Here is a 17,729-nt window from a genome sequence, read left to right on the forward strand (position 1 = left end):
CCATTGAACAGGCCTTCGCCAAGATCAAGGCACACTTGCGCAAGGCCGAGGCGCGAACGTTCGACGCGCTCTGGCGCGCCCTCGGCGACATCTGCGATTTGTTTGAGCCGCACGAGTGTTGGAACTTCCTCAGGGCTGCCGGATATGCGTCCGTTTAACCGTCCGATGCTTTAGCATCACACATTACGCCTACTGGCTCAAGCTATAGGCTGTCGTTGCCTTGACCCGTTGCAGCGCGAAGCGCGACGTGACCTTCTTCAAAGGGATCGTTTCGATCAATCGATTATAGAAGCGGTCATAGGCAGGCATGTCGGGCACGACAACGCGCAGCATGTAATCCACATCGCCCGCCATGCGGTAGAATTCCATCACTTCAGGTATGGATGAGACAAATTCCGCGAAACTTTGCAGCCATTGCCCGGAATGGTCGGAGGTCTCGATGGAGACGAAGGCCGTCAGGCCAAGGCCAACCTTTTCAGGATCGAGGATCGCCACGCGCTTCTGAATCGTTCCCGAGGCTTCCAGCTTCTGCACCCGTTTCCAGCACGGTGTCTGCGAGAGGTTGACCCTCTGCGCAAGCGCCGCAATCGGTATCGTTCCGTCCTCTTGAAGCAATGCCAGGATTTTCAGGTCGATAGCGTCCATTTGCTGTTCCAGCGAGAAGGTATCCAATAAGACGACAAGGCGGTCACCCCCCGCGCCATCGCATTCGGTCGATTCAAAATGACATGGCACATTGTTGGCAGGCGGCTCGAAGCATCTACCGACGATTCATGAGGCCATCGTAAGCTTGTTCTTTATAAAGAACAAGTGGCCACGCGATTTATGTCCGCAAGCCGCTTCATCCATCGGAATTCCCCCTTAAGTTGGGCGATTTACGCAAAGAGATTCAGATGTTCACGAATGTAGGCAGGCGGAAGTGTTCTATATAGAGGATTGAATATCGTGCCTGTTGCTGGACCGGAAAGCGCCTGACAGCGCGAAATCAGCCACGTCTTGAACTTTGACGAGGAGAAGCCCTCCGTCAAAGTGGATATCCTGAAGTGACGATGCGGCTCTTTCGAGCCTCCTTGCGTTGCCCGGCATGTGCCTGGCTTGCCTGGAGGGCCAAGCTCACTCCTGGAACGGTCAGGCTTCCCGATCATTGTCTTAATTAAAGTCAATCGTCGCATGCGCGGCGAGCGGGAGAGCGGCCGACATGAATGACGAACCGAAGATCAAGCCCTATCCCGGTCCGGCAGGGGGGTGGGGTTCCGTTCGCTCTGTCGAAAGCATTCTGGCGAAGGAAAAGCGGCTCATTAGCGGCAACGCGCTGCTTCTCAAACAGAACAAGCCTGATGGCTATGCCTGCGTGAGTTGCGCCTGGGCGAAGCCCGCTGAGCCGCATCCTTTCGAGTATTGCGAGAACGGCGCCAAGGCGACCGCGTGGGAGCTCACCACCAAGCGCGTGACGCCGGAATTCTTCGCGGAGCATACTCTCTCGGAATTGCGGACATGGTCCGATCATCAGCTTGAAGAGGCGGGTCGCCTGACGCATCCCATGCGCTGGGACGAGGCTTCCGACACTTATGTTCCGGTCAGTTGGGAAGAGGCATTCCGTGAAATCGGAGATGAGCTAAAAGGCTTCGATCCGCGCGAGGTGGTGCTCTATTGCTCCGGTCGTGCGTCGCTTGAAACCTCCTATATGTGGGCGCTGTTCGCGCGGCTCTATGGCACGAACAATCTGCCGGACTCGTCCAACATGTGCCACGAGAGTACCTCGGTGGCCCTGCCGGAGAGCATCGGCGTGCCTGTCGGCACCGTGGTTCTCGATGATTTCAAGCAGACAGACTGCATTCTGTTCTTCGGACAGAATGTGGGCACGAACAGCCCGCGCATGCTACATCCACTTCAGGAGGCTTCAAAACGCGGTGTTCCCATTATCGCGTTCAATCCCCTGCGCGAACGGGGCCTCGAGCGGTTCACCAATCCGCAGGCGCCGACGGAAATGCTGACCGGCGCGGAAACGCGCATCTCGTCGCAATATTATCAGGTGAAGATCGGCGGCGATATCGCGGCGCTCATGGGCATGGCGAAGATCCTGATCGAAGCCGACGACCGCGCGCGGTCGGAAGGCAGGAAGCCGATCCTCGACCACGCCTTCATTGCCGAACATACGCACGGTTTCGAGGAATTCGCGAAAGCAGCCCGCGATGCATCGTGGCCGGAACTGGAGCGCCGCTCTGGCTTGACCAGGTCAGCCCTGGAAGCAGCCGCTACCACCTATGCCCGGGCGAACGCCGCGATGGCCATCTACGGCATGGGCCTGACCCAACACAAGGCGGGCGTCGAGAACGTGCAGATGCTCATGAACCTGCTTCTCCTGCGCGGCAATATCGGCAGGCCCGGAGCCGGTATCTGCCCCGTGCGCGGCCATTCGAATGTTCAGGGCCAGCGCACGGTCGGCATTTCGGAAAAGCCGGAACTCGTGCCTCTCGACAAGCTTAAGGAGCAATATGGCTTCGAGCCGCCGCGCTGGAAGGGCATGACCACGGTGGAGGTCTGCGAAGGCATCATCAAGGGCGAGGTGAAAGCCTTCGTCGCCCTTGGTGGAAACTTCGTAAGAGCGGCTCCGGAGACGGCGGCTTTGGAGAATTCCTGGGCGAACATTCGCCTGTCCGTGCAAATCTCCACGAAGCTCAATCGCAATCATCTCATCCCCGGCGAGATCTCCTACATCCTACCGTGTCTCGGGCGCATCGAGATTGACGAGCAGGAAACCGGGCCTCAGGCTGTTGCGGTGGAGGATTCCACAGCCTGCATTCATGGCTCGAAAGGCATCGCGAAGCCGGCCAGTCCCGATCTTCTCTCCGAGCCAAAGATCGTCGCGGAGCTCGCGAAAGCGACATTGCCGCCGAACCCGCGCGTACCATGGGACGATTGGGTCGCGGATTATGCGCGCGTTCGAGATGCCATCGAGGAAACCTACCCGAACGATTTTCGTGGCTTCAATGAACGCATGTGGACGCCCGGCGGCTTCCATCGTCCCAATGCGGCGCGCGAGCGCAAGTGGAAGACCAAGACCGGAAAAGCGAACTTCATCGAACCGAAGACTCTCGAAGTCGACCTCGGAGTTGCCGAGACGCATCGCGATGTCCTGAAACTGATGACCGTGCGCTCCAACGATCAGTTCAACACGACGATCTATGGCCTTCATGACCGCTTCAGAGGGGTCAAGGGCACGCGCATGGTGATCTTCATGAACCGCGACGACATCGTCCGTCTCAGCCTGGAGGAGGGGGATATCGTCACGCTCACGACGGCAGTCGATGATGGAGTGATCCGCCGGGTCAGAGGCCTGCGAGTGGTGACCTACAACATTCCCGAGGGCTGTTGTGCCGCTTATTTTCCGGAGTGCAACCCGTTGATCCCCGTGTGGCACCATGCTGACAAGAGCAAGRTGCCGGCGGCGAAGTCGATCCCGATCCGCATCACGCTTTCCGAGGAGCAGCTCCCGGAGGCTGCGGAATGACGATGCATCAGCCGCCCGTCATCCGATTGCCGCGAATGAGCGTGGTCGGGATCACCTCATCCGCAGGCGAGCGCACGGTGCCGGAAGAAACGCCCATCGCACTCACCTATAACGGATCGACCCATGCGGTGATGATGGGAAGCCCTTCCGACCTGGAGGATTTCGCTTATGGTTTCAGCCTGTCGGAAGGTGTCATCTCCGATCCCGGCGATCTGGTTTCCATGCAAATCGTGGAACACGAGGGCGGCTGCGAAATCCGCATGCACCTCTCGGATCGGTGCGCACAAACCTATCAGGTCCGCAGACGCGCGCTTGCCGGCCCTGTCGGCTGCGGCTTGTGCGGGGTGGAATCCCTGGCCGAGGCAACGCGTCCCGCGCAATTAATCACCAGCGACTTCAGCCTGCCTGCGAATTCCATCTCTGCCGCGATGATCGATCTCTCGCTGGCTCAGCGTCTCAACCGGGAGGCGCGCGCCATTCACGCGGCGGCGTTCTGGAAACTGGAGAAAGGCATCGTCGCCATTCGTGAGGATGTCGGCCGCCACAATGCGCTCGACAAGCTCGCGGGCGCACTCGCGGGAGCTTCTGAGCGATGCTCCGATGGGATCGTCCTGCTCACGAGCCGCGTCTCGGTGGAGATGGTCCAGAAGGCAGCTCGGATGGGCGCGCCGATCCTTGTCGCCATATCGGCGCCAACGGCTCTGGCCGTGAGGATCGCAGAGGGGTGCGGTATCACCCTGGTGGCAATCGCGCGTGGCGATTCCTTCGAGGTGTTTACCCATCCAGACCGTCTTTTGATGCAGCAATCACTTTAGCGCGACATTGCCCCCTATCGGGTGGCATGAGAGCACGGCTGGGTTATGCTTGATGCCTTCTTCGCCTGAACCGGAGGCTTCGATGATCATCCGTTCCTCCGTCCATCTCAGCCGGCGGTCCTTGCTGATCAATGCCGGGCTTCTGGGTGCGGCAACCCTGATCCCGGAAACTCTGACGGCGGCCGAGCTTGTCGTGACGCCCGGCCAGACCGAAGGGCCTTTCTACCCCGTCGAGTTTCCGCCCGACATGGACAATGACCTCGTCCTCGTCAGGGGCCAGAGCGCACGGGCGCTGGGACAGCTCATCCATGTCTCTGGCCGTGTGACGGATACGCGCGGACAGGCTAAGCCGGGAAGCGTTGTCGAGATCTGGCAATGCGATGCCAATGGCATCTACCGTCATCCGCGTGCCGGAGGACAGGGGCGCATCGACAATGCCTTCCAGGGCTACGGCCGCACGCAGGTGGATGGAAACGGCCGTTACTCGTTCCGCACCATCCGGCCCGTGCCTTATCCCGGTCGCACGCCGCACATCCATTTTGCCGTGCATTTGCCGGGGCAGGGGCGTCTCATCACGCAGATGTATATCGAGGGCGAGCCTCAGAACGCGCGCGATGGAGTCCTGAACGGCATCCGCGATGCGAGCGCCCGCCGCTCCGTGATCGTTCCGCTCGTTCCGGGGCAATCGTCGGAGCCCGGTGCCCTGACCGGACGCTTCGACATCGTGGTGGCCGCCTAGCGCTATCGCGACCGACATTCACAATCGATACAAAATTTTATTGCACCTATAGCGCTTGAATGACGCCCTCGGATGTGGATTGTGGCGAAGGGCGGGTGCCTGACCCCGATTTCGCCCTATTTGGACGCAAAGTCAGGGGAATTGCACAGATCATAATTTGTAACGAGTAGTTAGGGGAAACGTGGCTCAAAAGGTATGGTCGGGAACCGGGAAATACACTTCGCTGGTCGTCCTTGCAGGACTGTTGTCCGGTGGATTGTGGATTCCGCCTGCCACTGCGTTTGATTTCTTCGGCCTGTTTGGCTCAAGCGAAGACAAGCCGCCGCCGCCCAATGCCACCTCTCTCCCGTACTCCCTCGAATTCACGGTCACGGGCAACGAAAAGAGTGTGGTGCAAACTCTCAAGGACGCCTCGACCCTTCGCAGCCTGACAGACGATCCTCCGCCGGATGCGGAGTCGTTGGTGCGCCGGGCAGAGGCCGATCTGCCGCGTTTGACCGATGCCCTGTGGGGAGCGGGGTACTACAATGCCCGCGTCGCCATCTCGGTGGCGGGCATGCCGCTGTCGCTGCAGCAGCCGGGATCCGCAGCGGCGATCCGCGCCGCTTCCGTATATGCCGCGCGCGCGCTCGTGCCGGTCCAGGTGATCGTCGATCCCGGTCCGCAATTCGTCCTGCGCAACATAACCGTTCTGGATGCGGGAACGGGCCGTCCCTTTGCACCGGGCGAGCTGCCGCCCCGCGTTGTCGGGATCGAGCCCGGCGACCCGGCACGGGGTGCCGACATCATCGCCGCCGAGGCGCGCATTGTCGATCATTTCCGGGCCCAATCGCGCCCCTTCGCGAAGGTGACCCGGCAGGACCCTGTCGTCACACACCCGTCCCAGGTCATGGACATTACCGTGGCCGTCGATGTGGGGCCGCGCGCGGGCATCGGCGACATCATGGTGCGGGGCACGGAAAATGTCGACCCGGCGGTGATACGCTCGTTCATCTATACCGATCCGGGCGACCCATATTCGCCTGCGGCCCTCGCCTCGATGCGCAAATCGATCCTGAACATCGAGGCACTGTCCTCCGTGCGCATCCGCGAGGCGGAGACTCTCGATGCTTATGGCAATCTCCCGCTCTTCGTTGATATCACCGAGCGGCAGCCGCGCGTGATCGGTGCCTCGGTCCAATATTCCACCACCGATGGTCCTGCGGTGCGCGCCTATTGGGCGCATCGCAATCTCTTCGGAGGCGCCGAGCGGCTGCGTCTGGAAGGTAGCGTGTTCTATCTCACCGAGAATGGTGGCGTGCCGGATGACGAAAAGAATAAGGATTTCGACTGGAACGATCTGGGAGGCCGTTTCACCGCGAGCTTCCTCAAGCCCGCTCTCTGGGGAACGCGCAACGACTTCCTCGCGGATGCCCTCGTCGAGCGYGACCGCACGGAGAGCTATACGAGCCGTCGCGTCAACGTCACGACAGGCATCCGTCACCGCTTCAGCGACAAGTTCGCGATCCAGGGCGGCATCGAGTACGAGAAGGGTCAGGCCTCGGATATTCTCGGGCAGGTCGATTACACCCTCGTAGGCCTGCCGCTCTCCGTCACCTACGATTCCACGGACAACCCGCTCGATCCGACGCGCGGCATCAAGGTGCTCGCATCGGTCACGCCTTACCCGGAATTTCTGGGCTCCTCCGTTCCCATCACCGTCGCGAAGGGTACGGCGTCGACCTATTTCTCGCTCGATGAAGAATCCCGCTATGTGCTCGCCGGCCGTCTCGGCCTCGGCTCGATTGTCGGCTCGGATCTCGAGGATATTCCGGCCAACCGGCGCTTTTATGCGGGTGGCGGCGGCTCCGTGCGCGGCTTCGGCTATCGCACTTTGAGCCCTAAATTCCTGGGTGAACCCATCGGCGGACGAAGCTTGCTGGAGGGATCTGTCGAGGCGAGGATCAAGATCACGGATACCATCGGCATCGTGCCTTTCATCGATGCCGGCACGGCTTTTGAATCGAGCTATCCGGACTTTGATGACACCATCCGCGTGTCCGCGGGCTTGGGCCTGCGCTACTACACCTCCATTGGCCCGATCCGCCTCGACGTAGCCAAACCGATCCGCCGCGAGCCGGGGGATGACCGTTCCTTCGCCATCTATATCGGCATCGGACAGGCGTTCTGATGATGAAAACATTGCGCCGCACCTCTATTTTCATCGCCGCCGCCCTGGTTCTGGCGCTCGGCGTTCTCTGGATGGCGTCCGGTTCTCCCAGCCGCGCGCAAAGCGACCAGAGCGCTCTGGCGAGCCTGATCTCGCGCCTGCTGTCAACGCCGTCCACGCAGGTCACCATCGGCGGCATCGATGGCGCGTTGTCGTCGAATGCGATCATCAGGGATGTGCGTATCGCCGACCGCGATGGTGTATGGCTGACGCTCGACCGGGCCCGCCTGGTCTGGACCCGGACCGCACTTCTGCGCGGGCGACTCGAGGTCAACGAACTCGAAATCGATCGTCTGCAAGTTTCGAGAAAACCGGTCTCGACGGAAGAAGAAAAAGCCGCCGTATCGGATGAGCCGCTTTTCCCCGAACTGCCAGTGAAGGTGATCGTCGAGAAATTCCTTCTGAAGGAACTCGCACTGGGCGAGCCAGTGCTCGGCACGCCTGCACGGCTCTCAGCTGAAGGCTCTGCCAATCTCGGCGATCCGGCTGAGGGGCTCAAGCTCAATTTCGCGGCGCAGCGTCTCGATGCCGCGGGACGTTTGGCGATCAATCTGAACTACCTGCCGCAGACGAACCGTCTCTCCCTCGACCTGAATCATCAGGAGCCGGAGGGCGGTATTGCCGCTCACCTGCTCAACCTGCCGGGCCTGCCACCCGTCGATCTGAAAGTGGCCGGCGAAGGCCCGTTGAGCAATTTCGCGGCGCGCCTCGATTTCGCGGCCGGGCCGACCATCGGAGCTGCGGGCACCACGACCGTCAGGCGTGACGGCGCGGCCTATCAGGTTGCCGCCAATCTCGATGCAAGGATCGAAGGGCTTCTGCCCGCACCGGTCTCCCCGGTGTTCTCAGGCGTCACGAAACTCGTCGGCAATGTGACGGTGGGCGATGACGGCGCGCTGCGCTTCCAGCCCGTTCGCATCACGTCGAATGTCGCAAGTTTCGACCTGGAAGGAACGGTCAGCGCGGGCCAGGCGCTCGATCTGACCTTGAAGGCTCGCGCCTTGCCGACCGATGGCACGACGACCCGCGCAGGCGACGCCGAGATCCGCCGTCTCGCATTCGACGGAACCGTGCAGGGCACGCTGACGGCTCCCCGCATCAACGGTTCGCTCGATGCCGCCGGAGTGCGCTTGCCGCAAGGCGCATTGGATGCCCTGACCGCGCGCGTCGCTATGAACCCGGTCAATGATGCGGCTCCGCCGGACCGCTTTTCCTTCGCCGTCGATGCGCGAGCGAGCGGAATTCAGCCCGCGGATAAGGCGCTCGCCCGCGCCATGGGGCCGACCCTGGCGCTGACCGCGAACGGCACCCTCGACCGTGATGGAGTCGCCAGCGTCGACAATGCCCGTCTTGAAACATCTACGGCCCAGGCGGGTTTTACTGGCCGAGTCGGTTCGACGATTCTGGATGGCAATCTTCAGGCGCAAATCCCGGCGCTTGCCCCGTTCTCCGGCATCACGGGCAGAACGCTGCGCGGTTCGGCCTCGCTCACGGCGGCCCTCACCGGCAATCCGCGACGCTCCGACATTGCCGCGACCGTCAATGCGCAATTGCGGGAGCTCTCGACCGGAACACCGGCWTTGGATGGCCTCCTCGGACGCTCGGTCACGGCGAACGGCATCATGCGCCGGGTGCCCGGTGGCTTCGCGTTCGAGAATTTCCGTCTCGAAGGCACGCACCTGAACGCGCGCATCGACGGGCGCGCGACGGAAAGCGCCGCTGCTCTGGGCCTTGACGTCACCATCGACGAACTTCGCCATGTGGACCCGCGCATCACCGCGGGCCGGGCCAACGTGGCGGCGCGCCTGACAGGCTCGCTCGAGAGGCCCGATGTGACGGCCACGGCGACGCTCACCGATCTGCGCGCGCTCAACCGGCCGATCCCGCGCCTTGTGCTGGCGGTGGATGCCAAGGATGTGACAGGCGCGCTCGATGCCAATCTCACCCTCGAAGGCCGGGTTGACGACAAGCCCGCGACGGGCAGCCTTCATCTGGCGAGACCAACGGTTGGCGGATGGCTTCTGGACCGGCTCGATATCGATATCGGCTCCGTCGCCCTGAACGGAAATCTCCGTCTCGGCGCAGATGATCTGGCGCAGGGGCAGATCTCCCTGTCGGCCCGCAATCTCGACGATCTCACGCCCCTGATTCTGACCAAGCTCGATGGCGAGGTCGATGCGGAGATTTCGCTGAGCGCTCAAAATGGCCGACAGGATGTCTCTGTCGTTGCCAATGGCTCGCGCATTTCTGCCGCCGATGTGGCGGTGCGAGATTTTGTGGTGCGCCTCTCTGTGCTCGATCTCTACGCGCGGCCCGTGATCGATGGCAACATCCAGGCCGATGCGCTGACCGCAGGCGGCCAGACCTTCAGGACGGTGCGTCTCACGGCAGAAGGCACGCCCAATGCATCGCGCATCACCGCCTCCGCCGTAGGCCAGGGCTTCGATCTCGATGCTCAGGGAACGGTCGTACCGGGTGATGCTATCCGCATCGATCTCGCCAGCTTCACGGCGCGGCGGGGCGGCAGGCGTCTCGCCCTGGCTCAGCCCGCCAGCATCTTGCTCCAGAACGGCGTCGCCACCATCAGCAATCTGGTGGTCGCGGCAGACCAGGGACGCATCGGCGTCTCCGGCGCCGTCGGCAATCGGTTCGATCTCGCGGTGGACGTGCGTAATCTGCCGCTTCAGGTGGCCGAGATCGCCGTTCCCAATCTCGGCCTCGCAGGCAGCGTGAACGGCAATGCCACGATCCGGGGCGAGGCGAGCAACTTAAGCGGCACCTATGATCTGCGGGTGACGGGTCTCGCAACCCCGCAAACCCGTCAAGCGGGCCTTCCGCCTCTCAACATCGATGCCGAGGGACGGATTGCCGACCAGCGTGCGACGGTGGATGCCAATGTGGCCGCGGGACGTTTCGGCACGTTGCGGATCACAGGCAGCGCTCCGTTCGATGCGACGGGCGAATTGGCCCTGCGCGTTTCAGGGCGAACGGATCTGGCTGTCGCGAACGCGTTCCTCTCGACTGGGGGGCAGCGTGTGACAGGGGCCGCCAATCTCGATCTTTCGATTACCGGCGCAACCGCCGATCCGCAGGTTCAGGGCTCGGTTACGCTCTCGGGCGGCAGCTTCGTCGATTCGCTCCAGGGCATTCAGCTGAGCAACATCAACGGCCGTTTTGCCGCGCGCGGGCAGGTGGTGACCATCGAGAGTCTCAGCGCCAGCACCCGCAACGGCGGCTCCCTTGCCGTCAGAGGACAGGTGACGATCGATCCGGCAGCAGGAATGCCCGCCGATCTGCGCATCACCGGCAACCGCGCCCAGCTCGTTTCGAATGAAACCGTGGATGCAACTGCCGATTTGAATCTCGCTTTGTCCGGCCCGCTCATGAGCAGGCCGCGCGTTGCGGGCAGCGTCAATATCATCACGATGAACGTCTCCGTGCCGGACCGTCTGCCGACGACGCTGCGACCCCTGCCGGGCACGAAGCATGTCCAGCCGCCGCCTGCGGCCGCAGCGCGGCTCGCCTTGGCGCGGCGGCAACAGGCATCGACGTCACGAGGGCCGAAGTTCAACGCCGAGCTCGATCTCACCATCACGGCGCAGAACCGAATCTTCGTGCGCGGTCGCGGGATCAATGCGGAACTCGGTGGCGATTTGCGCCTCCAGGGCACATCGAGCGATCCCATCGCCATCGGCGCTTTCGAGCTGCGGCGCGGCCGCCTCGATCTCATCGGCAAGCGGATCGACTTCGTGCGCGGGCGTCTCGATTTCACGGGAGATTTGACGCCCTCTCTGGACTTCCTGGCGGAAACCCAGGCGGGCGATGTGACTGCACGCATCGGCGTCACCGGGCCTGCATCGAGACCGGATTTTACCTTCAGCTCAAGTCCCGATCTGCCTCAGGACGAGATCCTCTCGCGTGTTCTGTTCCAGCGCCCTTCCGGCGGTCTTTCCGCCGGGCAGGCGCTGCAGCTCGCACAGACCGTGGCGCAGCTCTCCGGCGGCACCGGCTCGGATGCCTTCGAGGCCTTGCGCCGGTCGCTTGGCGTCGATGGGCTCGATATAAATTTGGGCGCGAGCGGCGACCCCACAGTCGGCGTTTCCCGCTACATCAGCGACAATGTGCGCGTCGGCGTGCGCGCAGGAGCGCGGCCCGAGGACAGCGGCGTCACGGTCGATGTGGATCTCACCCGCCGTCTCAAGGCGCAAGGCGCGGTCGATGCTGAGGGAGGAACCTCGGTCGGCCTCGGCTTCGAGATGGAGTATTGAATGAGTGAGAAGTGTCGATGCTGTTTCGACGCTTCTACGCTTTCATGACATCCCGCCTGCTGAGACCCAGGAGATGCCTGACCACAGGCGGCTCGCTACCTCGATGAAAGCGGCGCGCTTCAGCCTGGAGGTCGGCATCCGCCTTTGAGACCCGTTTGTGCTGGCGCAGATGCTCGGCCCAGGATTCGACGAAGAACCATTCGACGATGTGCTCAGGCTCCGCCGCATCCTCGGAGATGCCCCAGGCATAGGCCCCATCGCGCCAGCGCTCCTCGGACAGGCGTTCAAGCGCGGTCAGGAAGGCAGCGCGATCATATTTCGCGATGCGATAGGTAATCGTAATCATCACCGGACCACGATCATGTGCGACGGGTTCGGCCATGGCCGGCTCAGGCCAGTGCATGGATGGCGTCAGGTCTCCCTCGCCACCCGGCAAAGGTGCGCGATAGGCAATGAGTGCGGTGGCGGCGAGAGCAACGCCGGCGACGATCAGTGTCGAATCCGTGCCGATCGCCTGCGCCAGGAAGCCCCAGCCGAGGCTGCCGGCGGCCATGGCGCCGTTGAACGCCGTCAGATAAATCGCGAGGCCGCGTCCTCTGATCCAGTTCGGCAGAATGGCCTGCATGGTGCTGTTGAGCGTGGTCAGCATCGCGATCCAGGCAATGCCGAGTACGAAGGTTGCGACAATCGCCACGACCTCGAAGTTCGTCAACGCCAGAAGCACTGTCATGCCGGCCGTCACCAGCGTCATGGCGAGCACGAGACGGTCTTGTCCCAGCCGTGAGCGGATGCGTGGCAGCAGCACCGCGCCCAGTATCGCGCCTGCACCGACGCTGCCGAGCATCAGGCCGTAGAATCCCGGTCCTCCGCCGATCTCCTGGCGCGCCACGATGGGCAGAAGAGCCCAGACCGCGCTGGCGAAGGCGAAGAACAGCACCGCTCGCCACAGGATGCGATGAAGGTCGCCGCTGGCGCGGGCATAGCGCAGGCCCGCCCGCAGCGCACTGCCGAAATGCTCGCGCAATCCGTCATCGGCATCGGCCGCCCGCCGCCACCAGAGCAGGGCAATGCCGACAACCACATAGGTCAGAACATCGAGGCCATAGACGGCCGCCGCGCCAAAACCTGCGAGAATGAAACCGCCCGTGGCGGGACCGATGGAACGGGCGATGTTGATGCCGAGCGAATTGAGCGCCACCGCGCCCTTAATCTCCGTTCGCGGAACGAGTTCCGGCGTGATCGCCTGCCACGCGGGCGTTGCGAGAGCCGCGCCGATACCGCCGAGGAAGGTAAGGATGATGAGGCTCTCCACGGTGACAGCACCGGAGAAGGAGAGGAGAGCCAGCAGGCTGCTGACGATTCCGAGCCCGATCTGGATCAGGATGAGGAAGCGGCGGCGGTCGAGAATATCGGACAACACGCCTGCCGGAATGGCCAGGAGGAAGACCGGAAGAGTGCCGGCCGCCTGGATCATCGCGACGGCGGCGGGCGAAGCGGAAATCTCCGTGACGAGCCAGGCGGAGGCGACATCGCGCATGAATGTGCCGACATTGCCAAGAACTGTTGCCATCCAGATCACCGCGAACAGGCGATGGCGCAAGGGTGCGAAGGTGCCGGGCGGAGGAGGTGTCGTGCCTTGGGAAATTGTGCTTTGGGCTTCAGTCACTGTGTTCTCCGTCAGAATGCCCAGCACGAGCAGCCGAGAGCGCCCCAGAACGAGCGCGAATCGGATGCCGGCAGGCTCGCGCCCCAGGCGTTGGCATGGGAATGACCATGCACCCCACAACTCATGGCACAGGCGCATGCGGCCGCCGCGAAGGCATATTTGCGTTCGTTATCGGTTTCGGCACGCTTCTGATAACCGCCATAGGTGCGCACCGGCGACCAGTCCGGCATGGGCGGGGGCAGGGATGGCGCGAGATCCTTGAATTCGCGATCACCATGAACCGGCTTGCCGCCGAGGAGCGTGAGAACGGAGGTAATGTCCTGAATCGTATCCTCGGGAATCGAAAAGTAATCGTCGGAGAGCACCGCGAGATCAGCCAGTTGGCCAGCTTTGATCTGCCCTTTCTTGCCCCCTTCATTGGAGAACCAGGTGTTCGCCTCCGTCCACAAGCGCAGTGCGCTCTCGCGGTCGAGGCGATTGGCTGCGGGGTACATCGTCAATCCGCCCAGCGTCTTGCCGGTAACGAGCCAGGACAGGGAAATCCACGGATTGTAAGAGGCCACGCGCGTTGCATCCGTACCCGCGCCGACCGGCACACCCGCTTCGAGCATGCGGCGGATCGGTGGTGTGCGCTCGGCCGCCTTGTCGCCGTAGCGCTCCACGAAATCCTCGCCCTGGAACGCCATGCGATGCTGAACCGCGATGCCGCCTCCGAGTGCGGCGATGCGGTCGATGTTGCGGTCGTCGATGGTCTCGGCGTGATCGAAGAACCAGTGCAGGCCATCGAAGGGAATATCGCGGTTCACCTTCTCGAACACGTCGAGCGCGCGCGTGATCGTTTCGTTATAGGTGGCGTGCATCCGCCAGGGCCAGCGGTTCTCGGCCAAGAGGCGCACCACGGGTTCGAGATCGCCCTCCATGGATGGCGGCATCTCGGGACGCTCGACCTTGAAATCCTCGAAATCGGCAGCGGAATAAACCAGCATCTCGCCCGCGCCGTTATGACGATAGAGATCGTCGCCCTGACCGGGCTTGACCTTCTTCGCCCAGGTGTCGAAATCCTTGAGTTCTTCCTTCGGCTTCTGCGTGAACAGGTTATAGGCGAGGCGAACCGTGAGGTTTCCTTCACGATGCAGTTCCTCGATGATCGCGTAATCATCCGGGTAATTCTGGAAGCCGCCGCCGGCATCGATTACGCCGGTCACGCCGAGCCGGTTCACCTCGCGCATGAAGTGGCGCGATGAATTCTTCTGGTACTCGGGAGGCAGCTTTGGGCCTTTCGCGAGAGTCGCGTAAAGGATCGTGGCATTGGGCTTTGCGATCAGGAGGCCTGTAGGATTGCCGTTCGCATCCCGCTGAATCTCGCCGCCAGGCGGGTTCGTCGTGTCCTTGGTATAACCGACCGCACGAAGGGCGGCCCCATTCAGAAGGGCGCGGTCGTAGAGGTGCAGGATGAAAACGGGCGTGTCGGGTGAGACCGCGTTGATTTCTTCCAGAGTCGGAAGGCGCTTCTCGGCGAATTGATGCTCGGTGAACCCGCCGACCACGCGCACCCATTGTGGGGCAGGAGTTCGGTCCACCTGCTCTCTGAGCATCCGCATGGCGTCAGCGAGGGAGCGGACGCCATCCCAGCGCAGCTCCATATTGTAGTTGAGGCCACCGCGAATGATGTGCATGTGGCTGTCGATCAGCCCCGGAATGACGCGCCGCCCCTTCAAGTCGATCCGCTGCGTGGCCGGCTCGGCAAGCGGCATGATCTCACTATCGTCTCCGACAGAGACGAAATGCCCGTCGCGGATGAGAACCGCCGAGGCTTCCGGCTTTTGACGATCGAGTGTCGTGATCTTGCCGTTGAACAGGATCAGGTCGGTTGACGTGTTCATCATCTGAGCCTCCAAGCCTTTGGGAAGAGCAAACCCGGCTCCGAACGCACCGAGCCCGGCGACAATCGTGCGACGATTGTAAGTCATGACATACCAGCTTCTCGTTCGCGGCCGCTGAGTGCTAAGCCGACGAGATGCGGTAGAGTTCTACCGCATCTGCCTCGTATGATCGTTATTCCGCAGCCACGGCCGAGGAGCTGTGCCCGCCTTCGCTGGCGCCGAACATGGACTTTGCGTAGATGATGCCGAGCCCATAGGAGCCGCCGAACTTCTTCGCGATGCCCGTGGTCATGTCGTAGGTCTCGGTGCGAGCCCAATCGCGCTGCAACTCCAGCAGGTATTGCAGCGAGGTCATCGGGCGGACGCCGGTCTGAATCATGCGCTCTACGGCACGCTCATGCGCTTCGGTCGAGACATCGCCGCATGCATCGGTGATCACATAAACCTCGAAGCCCTGGTCGAGTGCCGATAGCGCAGGGCCGACGATGCAGACCGAGGTCCAGAGGCCTGCAAACACAAGCCGGGTCTTGCCGATCCGGTTGACCTCCTCGATGACGGCCGCATCTTCCCAGGTGTTCATGGATGTGCGGTCGAGAAGTTTCTGACCGGGGAATGCGTCCGTGATCTCGGAGAACATGGGGCCGGAGAAGCTCTTCTCGGCGACGGTCGTCAGAATTGTCGGAACCTTGAAGCCGGCAGCGGCCTCGGAAATCAAGGCTGCATTGTTACGCAGGTTCACTGCATCGATGGACTTCGTCGCGAACGACATCTGCGATTGGAAATCGATGAGGATCAGTGCGTGGTCGGTCGGGTTGACGAGCGTTGAGCCAGGTGTGGGAGATGCTTTGATGGACATGATTGGTCCTGTTCCTTTCGAATGCTCAGGGCATTCCCTGGTTGCGCAGAGAAAACGGATAAAACTTTAAACAGGGTTGAGCGAATTTTGCCGTTGAAGGATGGCGATGCAAATCTTTCATGACAAGACTGAATGACACCTCGTCATAGAGTGTTGTTGTGACGACAATCATTGAGGTCGAGGAGAGTTTTCCTCAGCCATGGATGGCGATGCCCGGCCTTGCCCTTCGAGAAGCTTGCGCTGCGATCCGATTTCCTCCGCGAGAAAGTCGAGGAACACGCGAACACGCGGTGATTGCCGCAAATCCGGATGGGTGAGGAACCACAGGCTGGCGGCAAAATCCGGCTTGATCGCGCCAAGGCGAACGAGGCCGGGCCGCACATCGCCGATGAAGCAGGGGAGGTGACCGATCCCAAGCCCCTGCTCGACCGCTTCCGCCAATCCCAGCACTGTGTTGACGCGATAGCCGATCCGCTCCGGCGGAACATGTTCCTGCACGAACTTCACGGCTTTGAGGGCGGCGAGGTTGTCGCCAAGCGACACCCATTCGCGCTCGAAGAGACTTTCTTCGCTGATGCCGTCAGGCTGCGGGAAATCCTCGGCGCGTCCATAGAGCGCCCAGGCGATGGTTGCGGCGCGACGGCCCACCAGATTCTCGGGTGGATTATCCGTGGCGCGGATCGCTACGTCGGCATCGCGCTTGGATAGGTTCAGCTCCTGATTGGCTAGCACCACATCGAGGCGCACATTGCGGCATTGCTCCCGGAACTTGCTGAAAAGCGGCGTGAGCAGATGCACCAGAAGCGAGTCGTTGGTGGTGACGCGCAGTTCGCCGGCCGGTGCGATCTCGCGCCCCGCCATCTTGCGGGTAAAGGCGGTGATGTCTTCATCAACCCGCTGCGCGAGGGCGACCATCTCCTCGCCGGGCGTGGTGAGGGTATAGCCGCTGCGATGGCGCTCGAAGATTTTGGCGCCGAGCGCCTCCTCGATCTGTCCGAGACGGCGGAAGACGGTGGAATGGTTGATGCCCAAAAGTGCGGCGGCTGCCGGCAGGCTGCGGACATCGGCAATCGCCTTGATCAGGCGAAAATCGTCCCAGGCCAGATTCTTGAACGGTTCGCCCATGGCACCCTCCCAACAACATGCAGGCTGCCGGCGCAGCTTTGGCACCGGCAGCTTGCTAGGCAATCTTCTTAGCTGATCCGAGGGCGCAGGGCAGGCTCGGATGCATTTGGCAGTGTGACGGGCTTCAGGGCGAAAGCACCGTCACCGATCAGGATGTGAGCCAGGGCAGCCGCTGCCAGGAAAGCGGGATATTCCCAGCCGCCGTTGGGCGCATTGAACACCCAGCCGTTCGGAGCATGGACGAGAACCGCGCCGAGCAGGACCGGCAGAAGCACGACCGAGACGATGCGGGCATAGAAACCGGTCAGGATGGCGATGCCGCCGATCAGTTCGGCAAGGATGATCGGCCATGCGAGGAAGCCGGGGAAGCCGATCTGTCCGAGGAAGCCGGCGAAGCCCGGCACCGTGAACACGGCGATCTTCAGATACGCATGGGCGATGAACATGATGCCGAGGGCAGCGCGGATGGTGAAAGCACCATAGGGAGCAAGGCGATTGTCGATCATGGGTCAGGTCCTCCAGGACCGGATGTGGTCCGTTGGCGACAGAATTGATGATTTCTCTCGTGCAATGCAATCGCCTATCATGCAGTCTTGAGATTGCACGGGCGCAATCGAAAGGGCGTGGCGTCCGGCTCGGATCGGCTTATCTCTGATG

Annotated in this window: 11 protein-coding genes; 5 read left to right on the top strand and 6 right to left on the bottom strand. The window is 62.1% G+C overall.

Annotation, left to right across the window (positions count from 1 at the left end; all coding sequences use genetic code 11):
• Positions 1-189: 189 nt before the first annotated feature.
• Positions 190-645 (bottom strand): Lrp/AsnC family transcriptional regulator, encoded by a 456-nt coding sequence (locus ACXJKO_RS10190; protein ID WP_457090977.1) that lies wholly within the window; start codon positions 643-645, stop codon positions 190-192.
• A 553-nt stretch (positions 646-1,198) separates the two neighbouring features.
• On the opposite strand from ACXJKO_RS10190, the gene ACXJKO_RS10195 reads away from it, so the two are divergent.
• From ACXJKO_RS10195 to ACXJKO_RS10215, 5 genes are all read left to right on the top strand, one after another.
• Entirely contained in the window at positions 1,199-3,511 is a 2,313-nt protein-coding gene (locus ACXJKO_RS10195; protein WP_457090978.1) for an FdhF/YdeP family oxidoreductase, read from the top strand.
• Positions 3,512-3,513: 2 nt separating this feature from the next.
• Positions 3,514-4,326, top strand: a complete 813-nt coding sequence (fdhD, locus tag ACXJKO_RS10200) for a formate dehydrogenase accessory sulfurtransferase FdhD (protein ID WP_457091009.1) — start codon at positions 3,514-3,516, stop codon at positions 4,324-4,326.
• An 82-nt stretch (positions 4,327-4,408) separates the two neighbouring features.
• Positions 4,409-5,065 carry a dioxygenase family protein gene (locus tag ACXJKO_RS10205; RefSeq protein WP_457090979.1) on the top strand — a complete coding sequence of 219 codons (657 nt, stop codon included), beginning with the start codon at positions 4,409-4,411 and terminating at the stop codon, positions 5,063-5,065.
• Between the two features lie 181 nt (positions 5,066-5,246).
• A complete protein-coding gene (locus ACXJKO_RS10210) occupies positions 5,247-7,235 on the top strand; it encodes an autotransporter assembly complex protein TamA (protein ID WP_457090980.1) in 1,989 nt (662 codons plus the stop codon).
• Complete coding sequence (locus ACXJKO_RS10215; RefSeq protein ID WP_457090981.1) at positions 7,235-11,542, top strand: translocation/assembly module TamB domain-containing protein; 4,308 nt, start codon at positions 7,235-7,237, stop codon at positions 11,540-11,542. Before ACXJKO_RS10210 ends, ACXJKO_RS10215 begins: the two co-directional genes overlap by 1 nt.
• 34 nt (positions 11,543-11,576) lie before the next feature.
• On the opposite strand, the gene ACXJKO_RS10220 is transcribed toward ACXJKO_RS10215, so the two are convergent.
• The 5 genes from ACXJKO_RS10220 to ACXJKO_RS10240 all read right to left on the bottom strand — a co-directional run bounded on the left by ACXJKO_RS10220 (position 11,577) and on the right by ACXJKO_RS10240 (position 17,578).
• The gene (locus ACXJKO_RS10220) at positions 11,577-13,208 is read right to left on the bottom strand and encodes an MFS transporter (RefSeq protein WP_457090982.1); all 1,632 of its coding nucleotides are present in this window, start codon (positions 13,206-13,208) and stop codon (positions 11,577-11,579) included.
• Positions 13,209-13,219: 11 nt separating this feature from the next.
• A complete protein-coding gene (locus ACXJKO_RS10225) occupies positions 13,220-15,091 on the bottom strand; it encodes an amidohydrolase (RefSeq protein WP_457091010.1) in 1,872 nt (623 codons plus the stop codon).
• A 172-nt stretch (positions 15,092-15,263) separates the two neighbouring features.
• Entirely contained in the window at positions 15,264-15,941 is a 678-nt protein-coding gene (locus ACXJKO_RS10230) for a hydrolase (protein ID WP_457091011.1), read from the bottom strand.
• 174 nt (positions 15,942-16,115) lie between these two features.
• The gene (locus ACXJKO_RS10235) at positions 16,116-17,072 is read right to left on the bottom strand and encodes a LysR family transcriptional regulator (RefSeq protein WP_457090983.1); all 957 of its coding nucleotides are present in this window, start codon (positions 17,070-17,072) and stop codon (positions 16,116-16,118) included.
• A gap of 68 nt (positions 17,073-17,140) precedes the next feature.
• Entirely contained in the window at positions 17,141-17,578 is a 438-nt protein-coding gene (locus ACXJKO_RS10240) for a DoxX family protein (protein WP_457090984.1), read from the bottom strand.
• Positions 17,579-17,729 lie beyond the last annotated feature (151 nt).

This window comes from Microvirga sp. P5_D2 (genome assembly GCF_054049475.1).